At 71.0% G+C, this 21993-nt stretch carries 19 protein-coding genes and 1 pseudogene; 9 read left to right on the top strand and 11 right to left on the bottom strand.

The genetic code is table 11. The features are described 5' to 3' along the window. Window positions 1–35: 35 nt before the first annotated feature. Complete coding sequence (locus AB0I18_RS00350; RefSeq protein ID WP_363103078.1) at window positions 36–644, top strand: Uma2 family endonuclease; 609 nt, start codon at window positions 36–38, stop codon at window positions 642–644. Here AB0I18_RS00350 and AB0I18_RS00345 read toward each other — a convergent pair. Beyond that, window positions 637–3060 (bottom strand): MMPL family transporter, encoded by a 2424-nt coding sequence (locus tag AB0I18_RS00345; protein ID WP_363103193.1) that lies wholly within the window; start codon window positions 3058–3060, stop codon window positions 637–639. The genes AB0I18_RS00350 and AB0I18_RS00345 overlap by 8 nt on opposite strands. A gap of 173 nt (window positions 3061–3233) precedes the next feature. Here AB0I18_RS00345 and AB0I18_RS00340 point away from each other — a divergent pair, with 173 nt between their 5' ends. Then, on the top strand, window positions 3234–3923 hold the full coding sequence (locus tag AB0I18_RS00340; RefSeq protein ID WP_363103077.1) for a response regulator transcription factor: 690 nt from the start codon (window positions 3234–3236) through the stop codon (window positions 3921–3923). Further along, window positions 3920–5362 (top strand): HAMP domain-containing sensor histidine kinase, encoded by a 1443-nt coding sequence (locus AB0I18_RS00335; RefSeq protein WP_363103076.1) that lies wholly within the window; start codon window positions 3920–3922, stop codon window positions 5360–5362. Before AB0I18_RS00340 ends, AB0I18_RS00335 begins: the two co-directional genes overlap by 4 nt. A 102-nt stretch (window positions 5363–5464) precedes the next feature. Here the strand turns inward: AB0I18_RS00335 and AB0I18_RS00330 are convergent, their stop codons facing one another. From AB0I18_RS00330 to AB0I18_RS00320, 3 genes are all read right to left on the bottom strand, one after another. After that, window positions 5465–5872, bottom strand: a complete 408-nt coding sequence (locus AB0I18_RS00330; RefSeq protein WP_363103075.1) for an ATP-binding protein — start codon at window positions 5870–5872, stop codon at window positions 5465–5467. 372 nt (window positions 5873–6244) lie between these two features. Beyond that, entirely contained in the window at window positions 6245–7615 is a 1371-nt protein-coding gene (locus AB0I18_RS00325; protein ID WP_363103074.1) for a metallophosphoesterase, read from the bottom strand. Next, complete coding sequence (locus tag AB0I18_RS00320) at window positions 7612–7872, bottom strand: hypothetical protein (RefSeq protein WP_363103073.1); 261 nt, start codon at window positions 7870–7872, stop codon at window positions 7612–7614. The genes AB0I18_RS00325 and AB0I18_RS00320 overlap by 4 nt, the downstream gene beginning before the upstream one ends. Window positions 7873–8023: 151 nt before the next feature. Here AB0I18_RS00320 and AB0I18_RS00315 point away from each other — a divergent pair, with 151 nt between their 5' ends. Then, a complete protein-coding gene (locus tag AB0I18_RS00315; RefSeq protein ID WP_363103072.1) occupies window positions 8024–9397 on the top strand; it encodes a D-alanyl-D-alanine carboxypeptidase in 1374 nt (457 codons plus the stop codon). On the opposite strand, the gene AB0I18_RS00310 is transcribed toward AB0I18_RS00315, so the two are convergent. The 5 genes and pseudogenes from AB0I18_RS00310 to trpS form a co-directional block, all read right to left on the bottom strand. Next, complete coding sequence (locus AB0I18_RS00310; RefSeq protein WP_363103071.1) at window positions 9351–10322, bottom strand: YihY/virulence factor BrkB family protein; 972 nt, start codon at window positions 10320–10322, stop codon at window positions 9351–9353. The genes AB0I18_RS00315 and AB0I18_RS00310 overlap by 47 nt on opposite strands. Continuing rightward, window positions 10310–10435, bottom strand: a pseudogene (locus AB0I18_RS00305) (GtrA family protein); the annotation flags it as partial. The gene AB0I18_RS00310 and the pseudogene AB0I18_RS00305, both read right to left, overlap by 13 nt. A 24-nt stretch (window positions 10436–10459) precedes the next feature. After that, window positions 10460–11725 carry a hypothetical protein gene (locus AB0I18_RS00300; protein ID WP_363103070.1) on the bottom strand — a complete coding sequence of 422 codons (1266 nt, stop codon included), beginning with the start codon at window positions 11723–11725 and terminating at the stop codon, window positions 10460–10462. 39 nt (window positions 11726–11764) lie between these two features. Beyond that, window positions 11765–12343 (bottom strand): 2'-5' RNA ligase family protein, encoded by a 579-nt coding sequence (locus AB0I18_RS00295; RefSeq protein WP_363103069.1) that lies wholly within the window; start codon window positions 12341–12343, stop codon window positions 11765–11767. A gap of 189 nt (window positions 12344–12532) precedes the next feature. Further along, window positions 12533–13546, bottom strand: a complete 1014-nt coding sequence (trpS, locus tag AB0I18_RS00290; protein WP_363103068.1) for a tryptophan--tRNA ligase — start codon at window positions 13544–13546, stop codon at window positions 12533–12535. Window positions 13547–13665: 119 nt separating this feature from the next. On the opposite strand from trpS, the gene AB0I18_RS00285 reads away from it, so the two are divergent. From AB0I18_RS00285 to AB0I18_RS00275, 3 genes are all read left to right on the top strand, one after another. Beyond that, complete coding sequence (locus tag AB0I18_RS00285; protein WP_363103067.1) at window positions 13666–14280, top strand: RNA polymerase sigma factor; 615 nt, start codon at window positions 13666–13668, stop codon at window positions 14278–14280. Continuing rightward, on the top strand, window positions 14273–15199 hold the full coding sequence (locus AB0I18_RS00280; RefSeq protein ID WP_363103066.1) for a hypothetical protein: 927 nt from the start codon (window positions 14273–14275) through the stop codon (window positions 15197–15199). Before AB0I18_RS00285 ends, AB0I18_RS00280 begins: the two co-directional genes overlap by 8 nt. Window positions 15200–15360: 161 nt before the next feature. Continuing rightward, entirely contained in the window at window positions 15361–16104 is a 744-nt protein-coding gene (locus AB0I18_RS00275) for a hypothetical protein (protein ID WP_363103065.1), read from the top strand. A gap of 112 nt (window positions 16105–16216) precedes the next feature. Here AB0I18_RS00275 and AB0I18_RS00270 read toward each other — a convergent pair whose 3' ends face one another. Beyond that, the gene (locus tag AB0I18_RS00270; protein ID WP_363103064.1) at window positions 16217–17662 is read right to left on the bottom strand and encodes a glycine hydroxymethyltransferase; all 1446 of its coding nucleotides are present in this window, start codon (window positions 17660–17662) and stop codon (window positions 16217–16219) included. A 374-nt stretch (window positions 17663–18036) separates the two neighbouring features. Here AB0I18_RS00270 and rocD point away from each other — a divergent pair, with 374 nt between their 5' ends. Continuing rightward, the gene (gene rocD, locus AB0I18_RS00265; RefSeq protein WP_363103063.1) at window positions 18037–19242 is read left to right on the top strand and encodes an ornithine--oxo-acid transaminase; all 1206 of its coding nucleotides are present in this window, start codon (window positions 18037–18039) and stop codon (window positions 19240–19242) included. Between the two features lie 75 nt (window positions 19243–19317). Continuing rightward, on the top strand, window positions 19318–20196 hold the full coding sequence (locus tag AB0I18_RS00260) for a hypothetical protein (protein ID WP_363103192.1): 879 nt from the start codon (window positions 19318–19320) through the stop codon (window positions 20194–20196). A 304-nt stretch (window positions 20197–20500) separates the two neighbouring features. Here AB0I18_RS00260 and AB0I18_RS00255 read toward each other — a convergent pair whose 3' ends face one another. Then, on the bottom strand, window positions 20501–21979 hold the full coding sequence (locus tag AB0I18_RS00255) for a PLP-dependent aminotransferase family protein (protein WP_363103062.1): 1479 nt from the start codon (window positions 21977–21979) through the stop codon (window positions 20501–20503). Between the last annotated feature and the right edge of the window lie 14 nt (window positions 21980–21993).

Raw genomic sequence — 21993 nt, 5'->3', positions numbered from 1 at the left:
TGATGCTCTCGACCCCAGCCCACAGGAGGCACGTGATGTCCGCTGCATCTGTCGAGCGGCCCTACGGCGACCGTCCGCTGATCGCGGAGGCGAACCGGATCATGGACCGCCTTCCGGGGTACCGCGTCGAGATCATCGGAGGCATGATCATCGTGAGCCCGCCCCCCAACGTCGCTCACGCCCGCGCTCTGTCCAGGTTGAGGCGCCCCTTCTACACCGCGGGTCTGGACGGCGGCGAAACGGAAGTGCTCGAAGGAGTCGGGCTCTGGCTCCCCGCTGGTATCGAGGACTACGCGATCCCCGACCTCGTAGTCGTCGACGGCGACATCGAAGATCACCTCGTCGAGAACAACTGCTACGACCCGATCGCCTTCCGCCTCGTTCTCGAAGTCACCTCCAGCAACTACCAGACCGACCTGCGCACCAAGGTCACCGCATACGCCGGAGCCAAGATCCCCGTCTACGTCATCGTCGACCGGAAGCACCAACGCCTCCACGTCCTCACCGACCCCGCCGGGGACGAGTACGCGAGCCACCGCGTCCACGCCCCCGGCGAGATCGTCACGCTGCCCGACTCCATCGGTGCCACGGTCACCCTCGATGTGGAGCAGATCCTCAAAGCCGGGCAGCCCAGGACTAGTTGACCGCGTCCACCTCGTCCTCCACGAGCTCCACGTCGTACACCAGCGGCTCCCCGTCGACGCTCACCTGCTGGGCGCGGGACGGGTGTCCGTCGGCCGTCACGGACAGCATGTACGTCCCCGGGGCCGGCGCCGAGACGATGTACGAACCGTCGGCGAGGGACGTCACCCGGTCCAGCTGACGGCCGCCGCCCGTGGAGAGCAGGGTCAGCGCGGCACCTTCGACGGGTTCACCGTCCGGGGTGCGGACGAAGCCGTGGACGACGGTGGAGCCGCCGTCACCGTCGGGCACGCGCGCGTGGGACACGTCCTGCACCGACTCCTCCTTCGGCTCCACCGCCAGGTGCGGCAGCCGCTTCTCCAGGCCGGCCGGAAGCCACCAGTTGGAGTTCCCGAGCAGATGCATCGCGGCCGGCACCAGGGCCGTACGCAGGATGAACGCGTCCAGCGCGACCGCCGCGGCGAGCCCGATGCCCGCCATCGCGCCCTCCATGTCGCCGCTGAGGACGAACGCGGAGAACACGCAGATCATGATCAGGGCCGCGCAGTTGATGACCCGGCTGGTCTCGGAGAGGCCGACCCGGACCGCCCGCGCGTTGTCCTTCGTGTGCACCCATTCCTCGTGCATCCGGCTCACCAGGAACACCTGGTAGTCCATCGAGAGCCCGAAGAGCAGCGACAGCATGATGACCGGCAGGAAGGCGGTGATCGGCCCCTCCTTGCCGATGCCGAGGAGTTCCGTCCCCCAGCCCCACTGGAAGATCGCGACCAGCACTCCGAAGGACGCGGCGGCCGCGATGAGGTTCATCAGGGCGGCCGTCAGCGGCACCACGATCGAGCGGAAGGCCACCAGGAGGAGCAGGAAGCCGAGCGAGATGATCGTCGCGACGAAGTACGGCAGCCGGTCGCCGGTCACGGCCGCGAAGTCCTTGAAGATGGCGGTCACGCCGCCCACATGGGCTTCGGTCCCGGAGGCCGGGATCACGTCGTCCCGCAGGCGGTCGATGAGCTGGTCCGTCTGCTCGGACTGCGGTGACGTGCTCGGCACGACCTGGATCACCGTGACGCCCCGGGAGGGCGGTGCGGCCGCGGCCTGTGCGACTCCCTCGGTCGACCGGATGCTCGACACGAGGGCATCCGTCTCGCCGCCTTCGACGACCACCTGGAGCGGGCCGTTGAAGCCGGGCCCGAAGCCCTCGGCGAGCAGGTCGTACGCCTGTCGTGTGGTCGTCGACTCCTGGTGGTTGCCCTGGTCGGTGGCGCCGAGCCGGAGCGACAGTACGGGCAGCGCCAGGACCGCCATCACGACCAGCGCCATGACGGCGACCGACCGCGGACGCTTCTCGACGTACCCGGACCAGCGCGCGGCCAGTCCGCTCTCCTCCTGCGGCAGCGGTCCGGTCGCGGCGAGCCGTCGCCGCTGCCGGCGGCTGAGGACGCGCATACCGAGCAGCCCGAGAAGCGCGGGCAGCAGGGTGGTCGCGGCCAGCACGCTCAGCACGACGATCAGCGAGGTCGCGATGACCACGCCGTCCAGGAAGCGCATGTTCATCACCAGCATGCCGGCGAGCGCGATGCACACCGTGCCGCCCGCGAACAGCACGGCCCGGCCCGAGGTGTTGAGCGCCGTCACCGCCGCCGCCTCCGGCTTCATGCCGCGCATGATGCCCCGCCGGTGCCGGGTGACGATGAACAGCGCGTAGTCGATGCCGACGCCGAGGCCGATCAACGAGCCGAGCAGCGGGGCGACTTCGGGCACGTCGGTGACATGGCTGAGCAGCGAGGTCGTCATCAGGCCGGTGCCGAGGGCCGCGATCGCGACGACCAGCGGGAGCAGCATCGCGAAGACCGAGCCGAAGGCGAGGAAGAGGACGACCGCCGCGGCCACGATGCCGACCATCTCGGCGATGCCGGTGGGCGGTTCCTGGGTCCGGGTGATCGCCTGGCCGCCCAGTTCGACCTGGAGGCCGTCGCGTTCGGCGGCCTGCGCCGTGTCGACGACGTCCTCGACGAGCTCCTTCGGGACACCGTTCGCCTGTTCGGTGAAGGTGACCTGGGCGTAGGCGATCCGCCCGTTCTCACTGATCTGCGAGCCGCCCTGGGAGACGTACGGGCTGCTGACCTCGCCGACTCCCTTCATCTGCCCGATCTCTTCGAGCGCGGGCTCGATCCGGGAGCGTACGGACTGGTCCCGTACGGTGCCGTCGTCGACCTTCCACACCACCGTGTCGGTGTCGCCCGAGCTCTGCGGGAAGGCCTTCTCCATCAGGTCGTACGCGCGAGTGGAGTCCGTGTTCGGGAGGGAGAAGGTGTTCGCGTAGTCCGTGCCCGCGGCGGAACCCGCGAAGCCCACGCCGAACAGCGTCCCCACCCACAGCAACAGGACCACCAGCCGGTGCCGATAGCACCACCGTGCCAATGTCGCCACGCCTCAACGCTCCTTATTCGTACGGTCGGTCGGTTGGTCCCCCAGGTCCTGCGGCTCAGCATCGGGTGCGCGGTGCCTGCCTGGACACCGCGACGCCATGACTCACAAGGAACTCCAAGGCACAACCCGCCCCCGTTGTCGGTGCCCGCGCCGATACTGGGGACATGACCGCACAAGAGGGGGCGACCATCCTGGTCGTCGAGGACGAGCCGAGCATCGCGGACGTCCTGGCCATCGCCCTGCGCTACCACCGCTTCGACGTGATGACGGCGGGTACCGTCCGCCAGGCGCTGGCGCTGGCCGAGCGCACGCGCCCGGACGCCGCGCTCCTCGACGTGATGCTGCCGGACGGCGACGGCCGTGCGCTCGGCCGCGAACTGCGCGCGAAACAGCCGGACCTGGCGCTGGTGTTCCTCACCGCGCGCGACGCGCCCGCCGAGATCGTCGGCGCGCTCGGCTTCGGCGACGACTACATCACCAAGCCGTTCAACATCGACGAGGTGGTCGCCCGGATCGCCGCGGTCCTGCGCCGCACCCGCCCGGCCGACGTCCTGACCGAGCGCCCGCCGCTGCGCTACGGGGACCTGGAGCTGGACGAGACGACGTACTCGGTGCACCGCGCGGGCCGCACGGTCGAGCTCACCCCCACCGAGTACGCGCTGCTGCGCTTCCTGGTGCGCAACGGAGGGCGGATCGTGCCCAAGGAGCAACTCCTGCGCCACGTCTGGCAGTACGAGCACTCGGCCGAGTCGACCGTCGTGGAGACGTACATCAGCTATCTGCGGCGCAAACTCGACGCCCTCGGCGCCCCGGTGATCACCACGCGGCGGGGCGTCGGATACGGGCTCGCATGATCGTCGGCGGCCGCTGCCACCGGGGCATCCACTCGCTGCGCGGCAAGCTGACGCTGGCGAACGTGGCGCTGCTGGCGCTCGGCATCGTCATGGCGACCGCGGTGAGCCTGATGGGCATGCGGCACTACCTGCTCGACCAGATCGACACACAGCTGCTCAAGACACGGGATTCGCTGGGGAGTACGCAGATCACGGCGCGCCAGATCGACTCGCTGAGCGCGCTGGCGCTCGTCCGGGACGGGAAGGCGCCGGAATCGGAGGGCCCGCCGAATTCGGACTCCCTCTTCGCGGCGGTCGACAGGAAGGGGCAGCCCATCACGATCGGCAGCTTCGAGCCGACCGACAACCAGCGCGCCCTCGCCGCCGCCATGGACGACCCGAGAGCGCTCGTCGACGACACCGAGCCGCACGACGTCCGGGTCAAGGGCACTCCGTACCGGGTCACCGCGGTCTCGCTCACGGACGACACCATGATCCTGATGGCCACCTCCATCGAGGCACTGCACCAAGGCGTCGCGAGGGCGCTCAAGCTCGATCTCGCCTTCGGGACCCTGCTGTTGGCGCTGCTCGCCGTACTGACCATGCTCAGCGTGAGCCGCCGGATGCGCCCCCTGGAGGACATGGTGGAAACCTCGTCGGCGATCGCCGAGGGGGATCTGACCCGCCGCGTGCCCTCCAGCCATCACGCGACCCAGGAGGTCGAGCAGCTGCGGCTCGCCCTCAACTCGATGCTCCACCAGGTCGAGTCGGCGTACCGCACGCGCGAGCGCAGCGCCGCCCAGCTGCGCCGCTTCGTCGCGGACGCCTCGCACGAGCTGCGTACGCCCCTGTCGGCGATCCGCGGCTACCTCCAGTTGTACGACAAGGGGATGCTGCGCGAGCCCGTCGAGCGGAAGCGGGCCTGGGACCGGATGACCGGCGAGGCCGACCGCATGGGCCGCCTGGTCGACGAGCTGCTCACCCTGGCCCGCCTCGACCAGCAGCCCGAACTGCGCTTCAAGAACGTCGACCTGAGCCGTCTCGTCCGGGACGCGGCGGAGGACCTGCGGGTCCAGCAGCCCGAGCGCCCGGTGTCCGTGGGCGCCGAGGGAGCGCTCCTGGTGCACGCCGACGAATCGGGCCTGCGGCAGATCCTGGGCAACCTGGTGGGCAACGTACGCACGCACACACCCGCCGACGTGCCGGTCACGCTCGATCTGGAGCGGGTGGACGGGGTCGTACGGCTGTGTGTCGCGGACGAGGGCCCGGGACTCGACGAGGAGGACGCCGCCCGGATATTCGACCGCTTCTTCCGCGCGAGCGGCGGCGCGGGCAGCGGTCTGGGACTGGCGATCGTGCAGGGCGTGGTGACGGCCCACGGCGGCGAGGTGACGGTACGGACGGCCCCCGGCAAGGGCCTGGCGGTCACGGTGACACTGCCGGCCCGGACCCACGGCTGAGCATCCCGGCCCGCACCACTCGTCGGGCGCCGGGTTCCGTTGTCACCACTCGTCGGGCGTCGGGCGCCGTTGCCACCACGCGTCGGACGTCGTTCACCGGGCTCACAGCGGAGTGCTCGGCACGAGCGCCCACACGGTCTTCCCGTATCGCCCCCGGCTCCACACCCCCCAGGCGGTCGTGAGGTTCTCCACGAGGCGCAGGCCGCGCCCGGACTCCTCGTCGTAGTCCTCGACCACGCGCAGCCGCGGCTGGACGGGGCTCTCGTCGGAGACCTCTATCAGGCAGGAGCCGTCCGCGAGCGCGGTCACCGCCACCTCGAACTCCCGCTCCAGCAGCGGCCCGTGGCGCACCGCGTTGGTGGCCAGCTCGGAGACGAGCAGCACGACGTCCTCGAACGCCGGTTCGCCCGCGCTGTGCCCCCAGTTCGACAGATGGTCTCGTACCCGGCGCCGGGCGAGCCCGACCGAGGCCGGATGCCGGGGCAGCCGGAAGGAGTTGCGTCTCAACACGTTTGCTCCTCACCCCGCGCACACCTCCGACACATGGTGCTGCGTGGAGTGAGCCCATCGCGTCACTCGCGCAATCGTCAACCCCGCGTGAACGCGTCAATTCGGCGGAGGCTCCGGAACCGCAGGACCCCCGGGGCCGTCGACGGGTACCGCCCGCCGCCCGCGTTCTCGCAGCTGAGCACCTACTCCATGCGCCGCCGCGACGGAACGAACGACACATAGCGCACCACGGCCCCCTGAAGCCCGCGGAATTCCGCCACCGTACGGCCGCGGTCCGCGTACTCCCGACTGTCCTGAATCAGCCGGTCGATGTCCATGCTGTTGGCACGCCGGGCTGTTTTCAGGCCCAGCTGTGCGCACGCCCGGCTGTTCTCACGCCTGCTTCGACGCCAGCTCCACCACGGTGATGTCGGACGGCGCCCCGACCCGCGTGGGAGGCCCCCAGGCGCCCGCGCCCCGGGAGACGTACAACTGGGTGTCGCCGTACCGCTCAAGACCGGCGAGGGTCGGGTTGGCGAGGCCCGCGATGAAGTTCCCGGGCCACATCTGACCACCGTGGGTGTGACCGGAGAGCTGGAGATCCACTCCATGGTCCACCGCGTCGTGGATCTGCACCGGCTGATGAGCGAGCAGCACGCACGCGCGTGCCCGGTCCCGGTCGCCGAGCGCCTTCTCGTAGTCGGGCCCCTGGCCTTCGTCCTCGCCCGACACGTCGTTGACCCCGGCGAGGTCGAACCCGTTCAACTCGGTGCGCTCGTTCTCCAACGGGCGCAGGCCCAACTCCCGTACGTGCTCCACCCACTGCTCGGCGCCGGAGAAGTACTCGTGGTTCCCCGTGACGAAGAACGACCCGTGCCGGGCCCTGAGCTGCGCGAGCGGCGCGGCCGCGGGACCGAGATCCTTCACGCTGCCGTCGACGAGGTCGCCCACGACCGCGATGAGGTCGGGCTGGGTCGAGTTGATCGTGTCGACGACCCGCTGGGCGAACCCCCGCCCGAGCACGGGCCCGAGGTGGATGTCACTGACGACGGCGATCCGGTACCCGTGGGCGGCCCGCGGCAACTTGGCCAGGGGCACGGTGACCCGCTTCACCTTCGGCCCGCGCAGAACGCCGTACGTGCCGTACCCGACCGTGCCCACGGCGGCGGCCGCGGCGGCCCCGCCCACCACGCGCGAGACGAAGAGGCGACGCGAGGGGCCACTGCCTGCCCTCGCCCCCGCCGGCCCGCCCGGAGGGGCCGCGGAGGCGCCTCCGCCCGCGGTGGCCGGCGCGTCCTCTCCGGTCTCCCGAGGCCGGTCCTCCGCCGCCGGATCGATCGCGCCGGACCGAGGACCGACATGTTGCCGCGACCCCGCCCCCACCACCTCGGCGGGCGCGGAAACCTCCACCGGCACGGGCCCGGGCTCGTCCTCCGGCGCCGCCCGCCGCTCCAGCACGCGCCGCAGCAGCGGACGTACGGCCTCTCCCACCAGCAGCGCCAGCAGGAGATAGATCGTCAACGCCAGCCACAGGAACCCCGGCCAGGCCAGCACCTGCTGGAGCCGGAACGGCGCTCCGCTGCGCTCGGTCACGAACGCCGCGAACATGAGGACCGGCGCGGCGACCACCCCGACCGTGCCCAGGCGCCGGGCGAGCCCAGGACCGGCTGTCGTGTCGCGCACCAGGCGGCGCCACAGGTACCAGTGCAGTCCGGCGAAGGCCGCCAGGACCAGGACCAGAACGACGATGAAGACGATGATCACGCGGTGGCTCCCCGTTGGGACGTGCGGCGCAAGGCTCGAATACTGCGCAACCCAATGCCCCCGACGACCGTCCCAAGGACAAAGGAGACAACGGCGAGCGTCAGGTGCACCCAGAAGTACCCGGTCGGATCGCCCGCGTCGTCGAAGGCGAGCCCGCTGCCGTCCTTCCAGAGGTTTTTAATGAAAGTGATCCAGATGACCCAGCTCCACACCCCGAAGGCGAGCAGGAACCAGGAGACGGGACGGCTGAGCTTCATGCGTCCAGTATCGCCGCCGTCGAACGGTGCCCTCGTCCGGGGTACGGAGCTCGACGGCGACGGCGGGCGCCACGGCCATGACGGCGACGACGGCGACGACTGCCGTGAGCGTGGCGCGACTTCCCGCCCGGCGCCCTGTACGTTCTCGACCGTGCCCGCCTCGAAAAAGACCGCCAAGTCATCCTTGCTGGTCACTTCCGCCACCCTGTTGTCCCTGTCGCTCACAGCGGCCGTCACCGCCACCGCGCCGGCGTTCGCGGACGAGACACCGACAGCCACTCCGGGGGCCTCTTCGTCGCCGTCCTCATCGGCTTCTCCCTCCCCGTCGTCCTCGCCGTCGTCGTCGGGCAGCCCGACGGGCCCGCCGTCGGCCACACCTCCGGCGGACATGTCGGCCGTCGGCGGTGCCCGGCTCGGCCAGGCCGGGACCCAGGTGAACCTCGGCACCGGCGCCCCGGTCCTCCCGAAGGATCTGAGCGGGCGCTCCTGGATCGTCGCGGACGCCGAGTCGGGCGATGTCCTGGCCTCGCACAACGCGCACTGGCGGCTGCCCCCGGCGAGCACCCTGAAGATGCTGTTCGCCGACACCCTGCTGCCGAAGTTCCCGAAGACGACGAAGCACAAGGTCGTGCCGACCGACCTGGCGGGCATCGGCTCGGGCTCCAGCATGGTGGGCGTCAAGGAGGACGAGACCTACACGGTCCACGACCTGTGGCTCGGTGTCTTCCTTCGCTCCGGCAACGACGCCGTGCACGTCCTGTCCGCGATGAACGGCGGCGTCGACCAGACCGTCAAGGACATGAACGCCCACGCCGAGGAGCTCCAGGCCCTGGACACGAACGTGGTCAGCCCCGACGGCTACGACAAGTCGCGGCAGGTGTCCTCGGCGTACGACCTGACCCTGATCGCCCGCTCCGGCCTGCAGAAGAAGGACTTCCGGGAGTACTCCTCTACGGTTCGCGCACAGTTCCCGGGCGAGACCAAGAAGAACAAGAAGGGCAAGAAGGTCCGCAAGTCCTTCGAGATCCAGAACACCAACCGGCTGCTGGCCGGCACCTACGGCCTCGACCCCTACCAGGGCATCGCGGGTGTGAAGAACGGCAACACCACGAACGCCGGCTCGACCTTCACCGGTGTCGCCGAACGCGACGGCAAGGTGCTGCTCGTCACCGTCATGAACCCGGCGAAGGACGAGAGCGACCAGGTCTACAAGGAGACCGCCAAGCTCCTCGACTGGGGCTTCCAGGCATCCGGCAAGGTGGACCCGGTGGGCGAGCTGGTGCCGCCGAAGAGTGCCGACACGGGTGCCCAGCCGGGTGCGAACGCCTCCGGCGAGGCGGGTGGTTCGGCGGGCGACGGCGATGCCTCGGCGAAGCCCGTCGCCGCTTCGGCGGAGCCGAAGTCCTCGGGCGGCGTCGGGATCGCACTGGCGATCACCGGCGGTATCCTCGTGCTCGTCGCGGCCGGTGCCTTCGTGATCAACCGCCGCTGGCCGCTGCCCGACCTGATGCGCCGCCGCCGCTGACCGCGGCGGAACCGCTGGACGATCCGCTGGACCCGTCGGCCTCGGCCGGCTCCGCGGATTCGGTGGGCTCGGCGGGCTCGTCGTGCCGCGTCGCCGTCCAGGCGGCGCAGAACAGCAGCAGTTTCGCGGTGAAGTTGATCCACAGCAGCAGTGCGATGGGCACCCCGAAGGCGCCGTACATACTCTTCGACGCGACGCCCTGCATATAGCCGCTGAGCAGCAGCTTCAGCAGCTCGAACCCGGCGGCGCCGGTCAGCGCGGCGACGACAAGACGGCGCCGCGGCGGCTGGACGCCGGGCAGCAGCGTCAGCACGTACAGGAGCAGCAGGAAGTCGGCGAGGACGGCCACGGCGAAGGCGGCGGTGCGCAGCAGCACCCCGCCCCAGCCGGCCTCGTCGATGCCGAGCTGCCGGGCCGTCCAGCCGACCATGGTCGACGCGACGGTGGAGGCGGCGATCGTGACGAGCACGGCGCCGCCGAGGCCGACGAGTACGCCGCCGTCCTTGAGCTTGCGCAGGAACGGGTTCTCCTCGTCGTCCGGCAGCTCCCAGACGGCGCGCAGGCATTCGCGCATCGAACCGACCCAGCCGATGCCGGTGAAGAGCAGCAGCGCGCCCGCGATGAGGCCGACCGTGCCGGCGTTGTCGACGAGACCGCCGATGTCGAGCTGGTCGGAGATGCCGGGCACCTGCTCGGCGAGCTTGTCCTCGAGTTTGCGCTGGCCGCTCTCGTCGAGCGTCGCGGCGGCGACCGCGGCGGCGACGGTGAGCAGCGGGAAGAGCGCGACGAAACTGATGAAGGTCATCGCCGCGGCGAGCCGCGACCACTTCACCCGGTCCAGACGCTCGTACGACCGCCACGCGTGCGTGGCGGTCAGGCGGGTGACCAAGGGGCCCACGCCGGGGAGCTTTTTCAGCCAGTCCATGATCCGACTCTGCCCTCGCCTCGGAAGACCAATGTTCGGAAGCCCCGAAAAACCAACGTTCGGGTACCCCGAAAGCGCGGAACCGTGGCGAGCGCCACGCCGATTCCGGCGCCCGGCACCGGCCTCCGCGCGGAGCGCTAACGCCTCAGGCTGACGATCACGGACCTGCTCGTGGGATCACCGCTCTGGTTGACCTGGACGTGGCCCACGCCGAGGACCTTGTCGGTGCCCGGCACCGGCTCCACGGCCGACAGCCACAGCGACTGCCGTGAAGCGGCCGTGATCCCACCCTCGCTGGGCAGCCGGGGCCGCTTGATCTTCGTACAGGCGCCGTCGCCTGTGACGTACCGATTACCGTCGAGGAAGAACCCTCCCGCGCCGTCCCGCGCCACGGGGACACGCCCGGCGCACTCTCCCTCCGCGTCGGCCACCCTGCTCCAGCGGGAACCGTCCCAGCGCAGTCGTACGGACTCCTCCTGCGGCTCCTCACCGCCCTCCCCGTGGTTGAAGGAGTGCGTGCCGTACGCCCGGACGTCGTCGGCGGCGAAGGCGAGGACACGCGCGATCGAGGCACCCGGCTCGGCGGGAACGGGTTCGGGGAAGCGGTAGGCGGGGGTCTCGGTCAGCTTCCAGGAGCTGCCGTTCCAGTGCACGGCCGCGGGCTGGGTGAGCTCTTCGCCGTCGCTTCCGTCACTCGTGTTCCGGTAGCCGACCGCCCAGAGATCGTCCGGCGCGACGCCGTCGAGTGAGGTGGCGGTGGCGGGCAGGGGCGAGGTGGTCCACCGCGTGCCGTCCCAGTGCTGGATCCGGGACTCACCGACCAGGGCCCAGATGTCGTCGGGCCCGAACGCCTTCACGTCGGCGAGCCGGCCGTCGCCGGGGACCGCCGGGAGCACGGTCCAGCGTGCGCCGTCCCACCGGGCCATCCGCGGCACGCTCATGTCCTTCGGCGTGACCGTCAGCAGGAACTCGCCGGAGTCCAGGGAGTCGAGGCGGGCCTCGTACACACTGCGGCCGAGCGCGCCGGGCATCGGCTGCCGCTGCCAGCGCGTGCCGTCGTGGTGAAGCAGGAAACCGTCGTCGGGCGACGGGTTCGAACTGTCGCCGGGCGACGGGTTCAAGCCGTCGTCAGGCAGCGGGTTCGTCCTGTCCATGCCGACGCCCGCGACCCAGATGTCGTCGGCGGTGGCCGCGATCACGTCCGACAGCGAACCCTCGTCGAAGATCTCGTCGTACACCCAGCTCGGCCCGGCCGCTTCAGTGGTCGGTGACGCGGGCCGTGACGCGGTTGGTTTGGCAGGCCGTGACGCGGGCGGCTTCGCCTGGTCGTCGTCGCCGTTCTCCGTACCGCATCCGGTCAGCGCGAGGCCGAGCACGGCGAGCACCGCCACGATGCTGCGCATGTCCCCCCGATCCACCGATCCACCGAACTTTCGATCCGGTCAGTGGGCAGGAAGCGAGCCGCGGTCCACGTGGGCCGCCTGCGGTGGCACGACCGCGCTCCCGAAGACGAAGTCGCGCAGCCTGCGCCACACCCCGTCCGCCCCCTGCTCGTAGAGCGCGAAGCCGGTGCACGGCCACTCGGCCGCGTACTCCGCCAGCTCCTCGAACGCCCGGTCCATCGCCTCGTCGTCGATGCCGTGCGCCACCGTCACATGCGGGTGGTACGGGAACTGCAACTCGCGCGCCACGGGTCCGGACGCGTCCCGGACCTGCTTCTGCAGCCAGGTGCAGGCCTCGGCCCCCTCGGCGACCTGCACGAACACAACGGGCGACAGTGGTCGGAAGGTTCCCGTGCCGCTCAGCCGCATCGGGAACGGGCGCCCGGCGGCCGCGACCTCGACGAGATGCGCCTCGATCGCGGGCAGCGCCGACTCGTCTACCTCGGTCGGCGGCAGCAGTGTGACGTGGGTGGGGATGCCGGAAGCCGCGGGGTCGCCGAAGCCCGCGCGCCGCTCCTGGAGCAGGCTGCCGTGTGGCTCCGGGACCGCGATCGACACACCGATCGTTACGGTCCCCACGTCGTCTCCTGTCGTTGTTGTGACTGTCGTTGTCGAGACCGTCGCTGTTGTGACGGTTCGGTGTTCTGTGCGGGCAGGGGTTGTTGCTGTTCGGCTATCGACTGTACGGCGGTGCGGCCCGATACCGGTCGTCGCGCCGGTGTTGCTCTGGTCTCCTACCGGCCGACGTATCGGCCGGAGTACCGGCCGTCAGTGCTTGGCCGGCAGGAAACCCACCCTGTCGTACACCTGGGAGAGCGTCTCCGCGGCGACGGCCCCAGCCTTCTCCGCGCCCTTGGCCAGGATCGAGTCGAGCGTCTCCGGGTCGTCCAGATACTGCTGGGTGCGCTCCCGGAACGGCGTTACGAAGTCGACCATGACCTCGGCGAGGTCCGTCTTGAGCGCACCGTAGCCCTTGCCGACGTACTTCTGCTCCAGTTCCGCGATACCGGTTCCGGTGAGGGTGGAGTAGATGCCCAGCAGGTTGCTGATACCGGGCTTGTTCTCGACGTCGAACCGGATCACCGTGTCCGTGTCGGTGACCGCGCTCCTGACCTTCTTGGCGGTGGCCTTCGGCTCGTCGAGGAGGTTGATGAGGCCCTTCGGAGTCGACGCCGACTTGCTCATCTTGATCGACGGGTCCTGAAGATCGAAGATCTTCGCCGTCTCCTTGAGGATGTACGGCTTCGGCACGGTGAACGTCTCCCCGAAGCGGCCGTTGAAGCGCTCGGCGAGGTCCCGCGTGAGCTCGATGTGCTGACGCTGGTCCTCACCGACCGGGACCTCGTTGGCCTGGTACAGCAGGATGTCCGCGACCTGCAGGATCGGGTACGTGAACAGGCCCACGGAGGCCCGCTCGGCGCCCTGCCTGGCGGACTTGTCCTTGAACTGGGTCATCCGGGACGCCTCGCCGAAGCCGGTGAGGCAGTTCATGACCCAGGCGAGCTGCGCGTGCTCGGGTACATGGCTCTGGACGAAGAGCGTGCAGCGGTCCGGGTCCAGGCCGGCGGCCAGCAGCTGGGCGGCGGCGAGCCGGGTGTTGGCACGCAGGTCCGCGGGGTCCTGCGGAAGGGTGATCGCGTGCAGGTCGACGACCATGTAGAACGCGTCGTGGGACTCCTGCAGAGCCACCCACTGGCGGACGGCGCCGAGGTAGTTGCCGAGGTGGAACGAGCCTGCGGTGGGCTGGATTCCGGAGAGCACGCGGGGACGGTCAGAGGCCATGCCGTCATTGTCTCAGGTGCGGGCGGGAGGTCTGGAACAGGTGGGAACCGATTGGCCTCCGGCGGTGTAACAAGAGTGTGAGAACGCGGGAGGGGGGCCGCATCGTCGATGAGGCCGCGGTGATCGCACGCGTACGCGCCGGAGAGCCGGAGGCGTATGCGGAGCTGGTGCGCGCCCATACGGGCCTCGCGCTCAGGGCGGCCGTGGCGTTGGGCGCGGGTGCGGACGCGGAGGACGTGGTGCAGCAGGCCTTTTTCAAGGCGTACTGCTCCTTGGGACGCTTTCGGGACGGGGCGGCATTCAAGCCATGGCTGCTCTCGATCGTCGCCAATGAGACGAGGAACACAGTGCGGACGGCGGTGCGGCAGCGGACGCTGGCCGGCCGGGAGGCCGCGCTCGCGGAGGCGGAGCCGCTGATACCGGAATCGGCTGACCCGGCGGTCGCGGCGCTGGAGGTCGAGCGCAGAGCGGCTCTGCTGGCCGCCCTGGAAAGACTGGGCGAGGAGCACCGTCTGGTCGTCACCTACCGCTATCTGCTGGAGATGGACGAGTCGGAGACAGCCGAGGCCCTGGGCTGGCCGCGCGGCACGGTGAAGTCCCGGCTCAACCGAGCGCTGCGAAAGCTGGGGCGGCTGCTGCCGGATTTCGAGCCACGGGAGCACCCGGGGCGTCAGGCACATCAGGCGCATCAGTCACATCAGGAGTCCCGGGGAGGAGGTGATGAGCATGAGTGAGCCGCACGAGAGCGAGTCGAGCGAGTCGTACGGGCGTGAGTCGTACGAGGAGGGGGGCGCGGAGCCCTCCGGTGACCGGGGTCGGCGTGGGCAGGGGCACGGACAGGGGCATGCGGATGCCTCACGGTTGCCCGAGGAGCTGCGGACACTCGGGCGGTCGCTGGATCCGCCGGGTGCGCGGGGGACCGAGTCGATGGTCGAGCGGGTCCTGGAGCAGATACTCGCCGAGCGGGTCCCGGTCCCGGTGGCCGAGCCGCCCGGACTCCGCGAACGGCTGAGGTCGCTGCGCCGCTGGGCTCGGGCGCGTCGGCGCCTGCTGACCGCGGGACTGTGCGGTCTGCTGACGGTCCTGGTGCTCACGCCTCCGGTGCGCGCCGCGGTGGTCGACTGGTTCGGCTTCGGCGGGGTCGAGGTGCGCTACGACCCTTCGGCGACGCCCTCGCCGGGAGCCGAGGTGCCCGGGTGCGGCGGCCCCTCCCTGACACTTGCCGAGGCCGAGCGACGGGCGGGGTTCGCGCCTCTCTCGCCCCCTGCCCTGGGGACGCCGGACGCGGTGACGGTGACCCGCGAGCCGGCGGGGCGGTTCCTGATGAGCCTGTGCTGGCGCGAGCGGGGAGAGACGATCCGGCTGGACGAGTTCCCTGCGCGGCTGGACCCCGGCTTCGTCAAGACCGTGAAGGAACAGCCGGAGTACGTGCCGCTGCGCGAAGGCACTGGCTTCGCGGACACGGCCCTGTGGTTTCCCAGAGCTCACTTCCTGAGCCTCTGGCTGGTGGACGAGGACGGCGACGGCTTCACCCGCTCCGAGCGGACCGCGGGGCCCACGCTGCTGTGGATGCACGGGGACGACACGACCCTCCGGCTGGAGGGCGTGGCATCCCGGACGCGGGCCGTGGAGATCGCGAAGTCGCTGGACTGACCGAACCGACCGCACCGACCGCACCGACCGCACCGACCGCACCGAATGAACCTGCGGAAATTTTGGTCGGTGCCAAGTGGGAACCCCGGCGGGTCGGGCGGTGTACCAGAAGTGACACGCAGGTGCGGGCGGGCCGCACCGGGACCGGTTGGGGGCGTCGAATGCGCAGGCTTCGTGAACTGGCGGCGGGAATCCCGGGATTGAGGATCTCGGGCTGGGGGATCTCAGGATCGGTGGTGGCGCTCGGCCTGGTTCTGCTGAGCGCACCCACCGCGACGGCGGGCGGGCCGACGAGTGTGCTGGTGGTCTCGCCGGAGAGCGCGCAGGGCGCGGCGCTGTACTACTCGGAGAAGGAGTACGAGGAGTTGGAGCGCCTGCTCGGCAAGCCGGGCAGCGGCCTACGTGAGGAGTCGGGCCTGACCGAGGGCAGCGGCCGTCAGATCAACGTCACGTGGATGCTCCATGACGTGTCGCCCTGGCGGGTCGACCGCGTCTATCTGGACTCACCGCGCGGCGACGATGTCTGGATACACACGGCGACCCAGGTGCCGGAGTCCATGAACGGCTACTGGCACAAGGCCGGGCAACCCGCCGAGATACGCGCGCTGTTCAAGAAGCTCGGTGTGCTCGGCGAGGCGTCCGGTAACGGCGCCGGGGCCATCTATCCGGCGCCTTGGCAGACGGGGGATGCCTCCGCCGCACCCACCGCACCCGAATCCGCCGAGCGGCCTCGCACGACGGCCGCTGCGGCGACGGATGACGGCACCGACTGGTGGTGGGCGATACCGGGGCTCGCGGCGGGCCTCGCCGTCGGCTCCGGCGGCACCCTGCTGGTGCGCCGCACGGCGGCCCGGCGTGAGCCGGAGCCGCCGCAGGAGTCACGGCAGGAGCTGATCGACTTGTGAGACCCGAGCATCCGGCCCGGCTGGGCTCGGGCGAGAGATGCCATTCGAGTCCGAGCCTCAGTCCAAGCCCGAGCCCGAGCCGCAGCCGCAGCCCGAGTATCGGTTCGGGGCCTCAGCCGAGGTCGATCTCCGGGTACAGCGGGAAGCCGGTGAGCAGGTCGGTCGCCCGGCGGGCGATCTCGTCCGCGATCTTCGGGTCCAGGACGTGCTGGGCCTTGGAGGGGGCGCCCTTCTTGGTGGTGCCCGGTTCGGTGGTGGTGAGGACGCGGTCGATCAGGCCGGCGATCTCGTCCATCTCGGTGGCGCCGAGACCACGCGTGGTGAGTGCGGGCGTGCCGATGCGGATACCGGAGGTGTACCAGGCGCCGTTCGGGTCGGCGGGGATGGCGTTGCGGTTGGTGACGATGCCCGAGTCGAGCAGGGCGGTCTCGGCCTGGCGGCCGGTGAGGCCGTAGGAGGAGGCGACGTCGATCAGGTTGAGGTGGTTGTCGGTGCCGCCGGTGACGAGCGTGGCGCCGCGCCGCATCAGGCCCTCGGCGAGGGCGCGGGAGTTGTCGACGACGGCCTGGGCGTAGTCGCGGAACTCGGGGCGACGGGCCTCGGCGAGCGCGACCGCCTTGGCGGCCATGACGTGCGGAAGGGGGCCACCGAGGACCATCGGGCAGCCACGGTCGACCTGTTCGGCGAGCGACTCGTCGCACAGGACCATGCCGCCGCGCGGGCCGCGCAGCGACTTGTGGGTCGTCGTGGTGACGATCTGGGCGTGCGGTACCGGGTCGAAGTCGCCGGTGAGGACCTTGCCGGCGACCAGGCCCGCGAAGTGCGCCATGTCGACCATGAGCGTGGCGCCGACCTCGTCGGCGATCTCGCGCATGATCCGGAAGTTCACGAGACGGGGGTAGGCGGAATAGCCGGCGACGATGATCAGCGGCTTGAACTCGCGGGCGGAGATGCGCAGGGCCTCGTAGTCGATGAGGCCGGTGGCGGGGTCGGTGCCGTAGGAGCGCTGGTCGAACATCTTGCCGGAGATGTTCGGGCGGAAGCCGTGGGTGAGGTGGCCGCCGGCGTCCAGGGACATGCCGAGCATGCGCTGGTTGCCGAAGGCCTGGCGCAGTTCGGCCCAGTCGGCCTCGGAGAGGTCGTTGACGTTGCGGACGCCGGCCTGCTGAAGGGCGGGGGCCTCGACGCGGGCGGCGAGGACGGCCCAGAAGGCGACCAGGTTGGCGTCGATGCCGGAGTGCGGCTGGGCGTAGGCGTGCTCGGCGCCGAAGAGCTCACGGGCGTGCTCGGCGGCGAGGGCCTCGACGGTGTCGACGTTGCGGCAGCCGGCGTAGAAGCGGCGGCCGACGGTGCCTTCGGCGTACTTGTCGCTGAACCAGTTGCCCATGGCCAGCAGGGTGGCCGGAGAAGCGTAGTTCTCCGAGGCGATGAGCTTGAGCATGTCGCGCTGGTCGGCGACTTCCTGCCCGATGGCGTCGGCGACCCGGGGCTCGACGGCGCGGATCACTTCGAGGGCACTGCGGAAGGCGGTGGATTCGGTGGAGAGGGGCTCTGACATGACGGCCTCCGGACGTGGCGTACGGCGTTCACGGTTCGGCCCAGGCGCACGGCACTCGATCGCCGCGGCTCCTCGTACGGGACACTCCGGGCCCCTCGGCCGACCTGCCCGCCGCGGAAGCGGCTGCTGTCACGGTCCGGCCGGGGGTCCGGGGGTTGTCCCCCGGGAAAGCACAGCGTGGGCCGCTCCCCGATGGTCGGTCCCATCCCAGCGCGCCAGTCACGGCCCGTGGATCAGCGTACCGGGCGTGCCGGATCACCGGCCACGCGGTGGTGGCCGCGGATCGATACCGCCCTCGTCCACCATGCGAGCGACGATAGGAGAGAGGCCACAAGCCCGCCCGGCGCCCTGTGGGACGTATGAACGGAGATGCCGTGACCGCTACGGAAGACCTCATCGCCTCGGCCGAAGCGCACAGCGCGCACACCTATCACCCGTTGCCGGTGGTCGTGGCCACGGCGGACGGGGCCTGGATGACGGATGTCGAGGGGCGCCGGTATCTCGACCTGCTGGCCGGATACTCGGCGCTGAATTTCGGGCATGGCAACCGGCGGCTGATCGAGGCGGCCAAGACGCAGCTGGAGCGGGTGACGCTGACGTCGCGGGCGTTTCATCACGACCGGTTCGCCGAGTTCTGTGCGCGGCTGGCCGAGTTGTGCGGCATGGAGATGGTGCTGCCGATGAACACGGGTGCGGAGGCGGTCGAATCGGCCCTGAAGACCGCGCGGAAGTGGGGGTACCGGGTCAAGGGCGTGCCCGACGGGACGGCGAAGATCGTCGTGGCGGGCGGCAACTTCCACGGGCGTACGACGACGATCATCAGCTTCTCCACGGACGCCGAGGCGCGGGCGGACTTCGGGCCGTACACGCCGGGCTTCGAGATCGTGCCGTACGGGGACCTGACGGCGATGCGGGCGGCGGTCACGGAGAACACGGTCGCCGTGCTGCTGGAGCCGATTCAGGGGGAGGCGGGGGTGCTGGTGCCGCCGGCCGGCTATCTCGCGGGCGTACGGGAGTTGACGCGCGAGCGGAACGTGCTGTTCGTGGCGGACGAGATCCAGTCGGGTCTCGGCCGGACGGGGCGGACCTTCGCGTGTGAGCACGAGGGCGTCGTGCCGGATGTGTACGTCCTGGGGAAGGCGCTCGGGGGCGGAGTCGTCCCGGTGTCGGCGGTGGTGTCCTCGGCCGAGATCCTCGGAGTGTTCCGGCCGGGCGAGCACGGGTCGACGTTCGGCGGGAATCCGCTGGCCTGTGCGGTGGCGCTGGAGGTGATCGCGATGCTGCGGTCGGGCGAGTACCAGCGGCGGGCCGCCGAGCTGGGTGAGCATCTGCACCGCGAGCTGGGGCTGCTGGCGGACACGGGGCGGGTGACCGAGGTGCGCGGGCGGGGGCTGTGGGCGGGGGTCGACATCGATCCGGTGTACGGCACGGGCCGGGAGATCTCCGAGAAGCTGATGGACCGGGGTGTGCTGGTGAAGGACACCCATGGTTCAACGGTCCGGATCGCGCCGCCGCTCGTGATCAGCAAGGAGGACCTGGACTGGGGGCTCGCCCAGCTGCGGGGTGTCCTGGGTGGCTAGAAGGCCGGTTGGGCGAGCGGCTCCTTCAAACTCTCCCTACGCTCCCTCCCCTACAGTCGCTTTGTGCTCTTTGGAATGGTGTGTGCCCTCGGTGCGGCGGTGTGCTTCGGGACGGCGACGGTGTTGCAGGCGATCGCCGCGCGGGCGGCTGCGCCCGCCGCGGAAAGCTCCGGCTCCCCCGGCGGCTCCTCACCGGGCTCCTCCGGTGTGGACGCCGCGTTGCTGTGGCGGGCGTTGCGGGAGTGGCGGTATGTCGCGGGGCTCGGGCTGGACGGGGTCGGGTTCCTGTTGCAGATCGCGGCTCTGCGGTCGATTCCGATCTACGCGGTGGGGGCGGCGCTCGCCGCGAGTCTCGCGGTGACGGCGGTGGTCGCGGCGTGGCTGCTCGGTGTGCGGCTGAGCGGGACCGAGTGGGGCGCGGTCGGGGTGGTGTGCGCGGGGCTCGCGATGCTCGGGCTCGCGTCCGGGGAGGAGGGGAATCGGGCCGGGTCCACGGTGCTCGGGTTCGCGATGCTGGGCACCGCTGTCGCCGTACTACTCCTCGGGGTGGTGGCCGGGCGGCTGCCCGGGCGGGGGCGGGCGCTCGCGCTCGGACTGGGGGCCGGGTTCGGGTTCGGGGTGGTCGAGGTGGCGGTCCGGCTCGTCGACGGGCTGTCCCCCTCGGTGCTCTTCGGCAACCCGGCGGCGTATGCGCTCCTGCTGGGCGGCGGCGCGGCGTTCCTGCTGCTCACCTCGGCGCTCCAGGGCGGCTCGGTGACCACGGCCACGGCGGGGCTGGTCATCGGCGAGACCATCGGGCCCGCCCTGGTGGGCGTGGTCTGGCTGGGCGACCGTACGCGGGAAGGCCTGGCGTGGCTGGTCGTGCTCGGTTTTGCCGTCGCGGTGGTGGGGGCGCTGGCGCTGGCGCGGTTCGGGGAGGCGCCGACGGAGGTCCCGGAGCGGGTTGCTCCGTAGGGGTTCCCTTCCTCTTGGGGCGCCTCCGCGGTCTTCTCCAGGGGCGACTCTGCGGGCTTCTCCTGGGGCGCCTCCGCGGGCTTCCCCAGGGGCGACTCCGCAGACTTCCCCAGGGATGCCACGCTTCCCCCAGGGGTTGCTCCGCAGGCTCCCCAGGGGATGGCTCCACAAGCTCCCCCGGAGGTTGCTCCACAGGGCTCCCCCCAGGGGCCGCTCCACAAGCTCCCCCAGAGGCTGCTCCGCAGAGCTCCGTCCGTCATGCCTCCGCCGGAACGCCGCGGAACGCCGGAAGAGTGCGCGCACACTACGGCAGCACCCTGCACAGTGCCTCCAGTGCCCCCGGCCAGCCGCTGTCCGACGGGGTTCCGTAGCCCACGACCAAGGCGTCCGACGGCGGGGCGACGGAGGCGGGATGGCGGTAGCGGGTCAGGCCGTGCAGCGCCAGGCCCTGCCACGCCGCCGCTCTCACCACCGACTGCTCGGTGCCGGGCGGGAGTCGGAGGACCGCGTGGAGGCCGGCCGCGATGCCGGTGGCGGTGACCGAGGGCGCGTGGGCGGCCAGGGCGGCGACGAGCTGGTCGCGGCGGCGTCGGTACCGCAGGCGTGCGGCACGGACGTGCCGGTCGTACGCGCCCGAGGTGATGAACTCCGCCAGTGTCAGCTGGTCCAGAGCCCCGCACGACCAGTCCACGTCGCCCTTCGCCGCCGTCACCGCCGGTGCCAGGTCCGGCGGCAGGACCAGCCAGCCCAGCCGCAGGCCGGGGGCGAGGGACTTGCTGGCGGTGCCCAGGTACACCACGCGGTCGGGGTCGAGGCCCTGGAGCGCGCCCACCGGTTGCCGGTCGTAGCGGAACTCCCCGTCGTAGTCGTCCTCCAGGATCAGCCCGTCCGTCCGCCGCGCCCAGTCGACGACTGCGGCGCGGCGATCGGGGTGCAGGGGTACGCCCATGGGGAACTGGTGGGCGGGCGTCAGCAGCACCGCCCGCACGCCGCCGGGACCGTCGCCACTCTCCCTCGCACTCCCGCTCCCGTGCCGGTTCCCTGTCCCGCTCCCGCCCTCGCCCTCGCCCCTCGCGGTCAACTCATCCGTGCACGTGCCCAGTTCGTCGAGCGGCAGCGCCACCGTCCGGACCCCGGCCTGCTCCGCCAGGCCCCAGTGCACGTCCAGCCCGTACGACTCCACCGCAAGCGACCCCACCCCGCGCTCCGCCAACACCGCACCGAGCAGCATCAGCCCGTGTGAGAGGCCGGAGCAGATGACGATGCGTTCGGGGTCGGCGCGTACACCGCGGGCCCGGGCGAGGTAGCCCGCGAGGGCGGTGCGCAGTTCGGCGCGGCCCCGCGGGTCGCCGTATCCGAGGGCGTCGTGCGGGGCGGTCGCGAGGGCTCGGCGGGCTGCCTTGAGCCACTCGGTGCGCGGGAAGGAGGCGAGATCGGGGGTGCCGGGGGCGAGGTCGTAGGCCGGGCCCCGGGCCGAGCGCGGCCGGGGAGCCGCCGTGGCCGGGGCGACCACCGCCCGTTCCGCCACCTGTGTGCCCGAGCCCTGGCGGGCGGTGAGCCAGCCCTCGGCGACGAGGGCGGTGTACGCGTCGGCGACGGTGTTGCGCGCGATGCCCAGGTCGACGGCGAGCGACCTCGACGACGGCAACCGCGTGCCCGGCGCGAGCCGCCCGCCCCGCACCGCCTCCCGCAAGGCGTCCGTGAGGCCTTTGCGCAGGCCGGCACCGGTCCGAGTCACGTCGACATGCAGGTCCACACCCAAAGTGGCCCAGGATTCCGCCATGGAAATGGACCATA

The sequence above is a fragment of the Streptomyces sp. NPDC050704 genome (assembly GCF_040654355.1).
GTDB lineage: Bacteria > Actinomycetota > Actinomycetes > Streptomycetales > Streptomycetaceae > Streptomyces.
Note: the sequence above shows the minus strand (reverse complement) of the source record. Positions and strands in the feature narration are given on the sequence as shown.